General features: G+C 29.3%; 2 protein-coding genes and 1 pseudogene. 2 read left to right on the top strand and 1 reads right to left on the bottom strand.

Translation table 11 applies throughout. The features are described 5' to 3' along the window. A pseudogene (locus Q428_RS16130) lies at positions 1–199 on the bottom strand (hypothetical protein); the annotation flags it as partial. Positions 200–247: 48 nt separating this feature from the next. Here Q428_RS16130 and Q428_RS13330 point away from each other — a divergent pair. Then, entirely contained in the window at positions 248–517 is a 270-nt protein-coding gene (locus tag Q428_RS13330; protein WP_152539142.1) for a hypothetical protein, read from the top strand. 70 nt (positions 518–587) lie between these two features. Then, on the top strand, positions 588–4,878 hold a 4,291-nt coding region (locus Q428_RS13325; RefSeq protein WP_035381738.1), incomplete at its 3' end, for a DNRLRE domain-containing protein.

Here is a 4,878-nt window from a genome sequence, read left to right as displayed (position 1 = left end):
AACTTTCCTTAAAGGTTCGATTAAGACGCTCTATCATTTGTTTAAATGGACGAAATTCTTTGGAGACCTCGTCATCATTGGTAAGACCAATGACTTGAGTAATATCCAAGGTAAGTGGATTTTCTTGTTTCAGAGAAATTTGCTGAGCACGTAGTTTGTGCTTGTATTTCTCGTTATTTTTGAGAACCTCTGAATCCACAGATTTTAGGTTCTTCAAGTAGTAGGAGCAGCTATCGTTGACGCATTTGTGAACAATGAAGAAAGAGCGATGCTTTTTAGGAGAAAGAGCATGTCCGCAATATGGGCATTTAGGTTTAAGAGGCTTAGTGGCAAGCTTTCATGTAATAAAGGTCTGCCCACAGACCTTGCATTGAAACTGACCTTTTCTGCCATTGTTATCGTAAATATAATGGTGAGGCGCACCACATACAGGGCAAATAGTATCAACAGAAATAGACTTACCATTGCGTCGTTGGACAGTCTTAAGGGGTTTTCCGTGTTCAAGCTCATAACTTGATATATAAAGAAAAAAATTTTAAAAGGGGTGTAAAAATCTTTACACTACCAAGTTTTTACAGGAGAATATAATGAAAAAATATAACAGAATCTTGGCATCGTTCTTATTAATAACTTTTTTATTTACATTAGTAGATTATAAGGTTTTTGCTAAAGAAGATAAAAATTCAACTGAAGTAACATCTCAATTGCAACAAACAAATGAAATTCAAAATAAAGAATCTAAAATTGTAGGAGAAGTAATTGAGAAAAGAGAAAGGAATGTTAAACACTTTTTAAAAGATGATATGACATATGTAGCATGCTCATATCCAACAGCAGTACATTATAAGGAAAATGGTCAGTGGAAAGACATTGATAATACTTTAATAGATAATAAAGATGAAAATGGAAATGAAATAATAGAAAATAAAGATAATGATATAAAATTTAAAATAGCAAAAAATTTAAAATCAAATAAGCTGGTATCAATAAAGAAAGATAAATATGAAATTTCCTGGAATATAGAAAATACACAGCAATCAAAGGCAAAAGTGATTACTTTAGATGATCCATCAGAGACAATATCAGCTGATGAAAAATTTACAAAGCTATCTAAACTAAACTCATCAGTGATTTTTGAAAATGCATTTGAGGATATTGATATAAAATATGATATTCAATCCGAGGATATAAAAGAAAATATCATTTTAAACAAAAAGATTGATAATCCTGAATTTATATTTAATTTGAATTTAAAAAATTTACTTATAGGGAAGAGTAAGGATAATTCAATTGTTTTTTATGATGGAAGTGATAAAAAAGAAGTCATATTTAAAATGCCTGCATCATTTATGATTGATGCAAATAAGAATACAAGTGCAAAAATTGATGTGCAAATAGTTCAAGATAAGAATAAATGTAGTTTGATTTTTAGGCCTGATAATGAATGGCTAAAAGAGCCTGATAGGGCTTATCCAGTAACGATAGATCCATATATTGATTCCTTTAGTATTGATAATGAAAATATTAATATGGCATCTGTATGGAAATCATCACCAGACTTAAATAAAGCTAATCAAGGATATGTTTTGGCTGATAGTATGAGAACTTATTTAAGCTTCAACCTTCCAACTTTAACAACGGCAGATAAAATAACTCAAGCAAACATTTATTTGCAGTATTACTTATCTCCTTGGGGTAGGTTTGATTATATTTATGTCCATAAGGCTCTAGGACCTTGGAATAAAAATACTATTACATGGAATAATCAACCAGAATGTGATAAAAATATTAATAGTCTATCATGGGTAAAAAATAATAATAGTAATGACTATGAGTTACAATATTGGACAATAACTAATATAGTACAAGATTGGTACACCTATGGGAATAATTATGGTCTAATGTTAAATTGTGATACTTCAGATACGAGCTGTTCATTTTGCACTGTTGGTCACATAGATAATACAGGAACTCCTAGCTTACAAGTATTTTACTCAAGTAATTTGGGATTAGAAGACTATTTTACATATCATTCACAGAGTGCAGGGCGAGCGGGTACTGGTTATGTAAATGATAACAATGGAAACCTTACTTTTGTTCATAATGATTTAAGTATGAATGGCAATAGGATGCCTATTGCATTAACACATGTTTATAATAGTAGCGAAAAAAATATAAATAGTAGTTTGGGTTTAGGGTGGAGGCTAAATTTAAGCAAAAGAATTGATGGTTCCACTTATATTGATGAAGATGGTACAAAGCACTATTTTAGTCCAGTTTTAAATCCATCAAATGAAGATAGTTTAGCACCAAACGATACTGATGGATTAGGTTTGATTTTTATAAAATACTCAGCATCTGATTTATGGAGATATAAAATCAGAGATATAAAAGGAAATTATTCTCTATATGATAATAATGGATACCTGAGGAAGATTGTAGATAATAATGGAAATTCTATGGATATAAATTATAATACGGATTACACTATAAGTTCTGTTATTGATGGTGCGGGGAGGACTGTAATTTTTTGTTATAAAAATGGTAAATTAAGTAGTATAAAAGATCCATCAAATAGGTTAACGGCATATGAATACAGTGAAGATAAGCTTGTAAAAATTACTTATCCTGATAATAAGTATACAACATATAATTATGATTCAAATAATAATTTAGTATCTGTGGTTAATTTTGATGGCTATAAATCTGAATTCGAATATTATAATCCGATTCCTAATAGAATAAAGAAAATAATTGAAAAACATACAGATGGTACAATAGGTAAAGAGCTGCAATTGATATATGGAACAAGCTCAACAACATTTATAGATGAAACAGGAAGAAAAAATCTTTACCAATTTAATGAGTATGGTAACACTACTTGTATAACTGATTCACAAGGTAATGCACAATATTATAAATATTACAGGGGTACTAATATAAATAATAAATTGTCATTGCAATCAAAGTTGCAAAAAACAGTAACTAATTATATTTTAAATCATAATATAGAGGCTGATGATGGTTGGCTTCAAAATAGTTCGGGTGGTTCAATTGCTTCAGCAGAATTTACAACTGAAGCACAATATTCAGGCAATAGGTCATTAAAGATAAAAAAAGATAATGTAAATGGATGCCATAATTATTATCAACAAATAAATTTAAGTAAAGGAAAAAAATACACTTTGTCGGGGTTTGTTAAAACAAACGCTATAACAAACACAAGCAATAAAGGAGCATATATCTCAATACAATATTATGATAGTAAAGGAATTTTAAAAAATATTAATTCATCCTTTATTAATGGAACAAATGAGTGGGGGAGATATGAAGTTACTTTTATATTGCCTCAAGATTCTACAAATGAGAATGTTAGTGTAATCGCAGGTGTTGAGGGAGAAACAGGTATAGCATATTTTGACTGCTTACAGTTAGAGGAAGGTGCTATTGCAAATAGATATAATTTAATAGAAAATAGTGATTTTACATATGGAGGAGTGGACCCTATATATTGGAGTAAGGACTTAAGTTGTGATACTGGAGATGCAGTTGTAGTACTATCTGATAGTGGTTACCCTTCAGGGTTAAACAATAAATGTTTTAATATTAATGGTAAAGTTAATAAAAGTAAACAAATAAAGCAAATACAAAATATTACTGGAAAAGAAGGAGATATACTAACATTTGGTGCATGGATAAAAGCAAATTCTGCTGCAAGAAGACCTAATGAAGGGAGTGCGTATATATACATTGCTTACTATACTCCAAGTTATAAAGAATTTAAAATACCATTGAATCGATATGTAAATGATTGGCAATATCTATGTGATAGCATTGTTATGCCATATGACTATACAATAAAAGAAATTGGGTTTAATTATGCTGGCGAAGTTAATAGTGCATATATTGATGGTATTCAACTATATAAAGAAAGTTTTGGAAGTGGTTACAAATATGACTCTAATGGAAACTTGACTTCTGAAACTAATATATTGAATCAAAGTACACAGCTAGAATATAATACGACAAATGATGTGACTAAAATAAGTAGTCCTAAAGGAAATTATTTTTCTGCAGCTTATGATAGTAAACATAATTTGACTCAAACCGTTTCAAATGAAAATTTAATAAATTATTTTTACTATGATAGTTATGGAAATTTGTGTGTTAAGGATAACCATGATTCTTATCGTAATCATAATGGTAGGGGTATAAGGCAGGACTTAACATATACTTCGGATAAAAATTATCTTAAAACAGTTAAGGATGCAGCTACGGGTAATACAGTTACATATAATTACAACACTACTAAAGGTACAATAGATAGCATAATGGATCCTAAAAACAAAACAACTTACTATGCATATGATAATGTCCTTGATAGGTTAACAGATGTAACAAAAACAGTGGATGGTCAACAGACAACAAATAGCTATAGATATGAAAATGACTATCTCAAAACAATAATTCATAATGGATTTAATTATAATTTTAACTTTGACTCATTAGGTAATAATACAGGAGTTTTAGTAGGAAACCAAGCATTAGTAAATAGTACATATGAACTTAGAACAAGTAAACTATTACAAACAACTTATGGAAATGGTCATATAATAGGATTCAATTATGATAACCTTGATAGAATTACATCAATAAAATATAACAATAATCCATTATTCAATTACGAATTTGATGCTAGTAGTAATTTGGGTTATCACGAAGACTTAGTAATTGGAGTAACCTATAGATACTACTATGATAGTAATGATAAAATAGTTAAAGTGGTAGATTCAAAAGGTAATAGTATAGGTTTTGAATACGATAATAACAGTAATGGAACAAAAGTTATTGATAATATTGGTACTCAAAAATATACGT

Origin of the sequence: Fervidicella metallireducens AeB, assembly GCF_000601455.1 — a bacterium.
GTDB lineage: Bacteria > Bacillota > Clostridia > Clostridiales > Caloramatoraceae > Fervidicella > Fervidicella metallireducens.
This window is presented reverse-complemented; position numbering and strand designations above follow the sequence as displayed.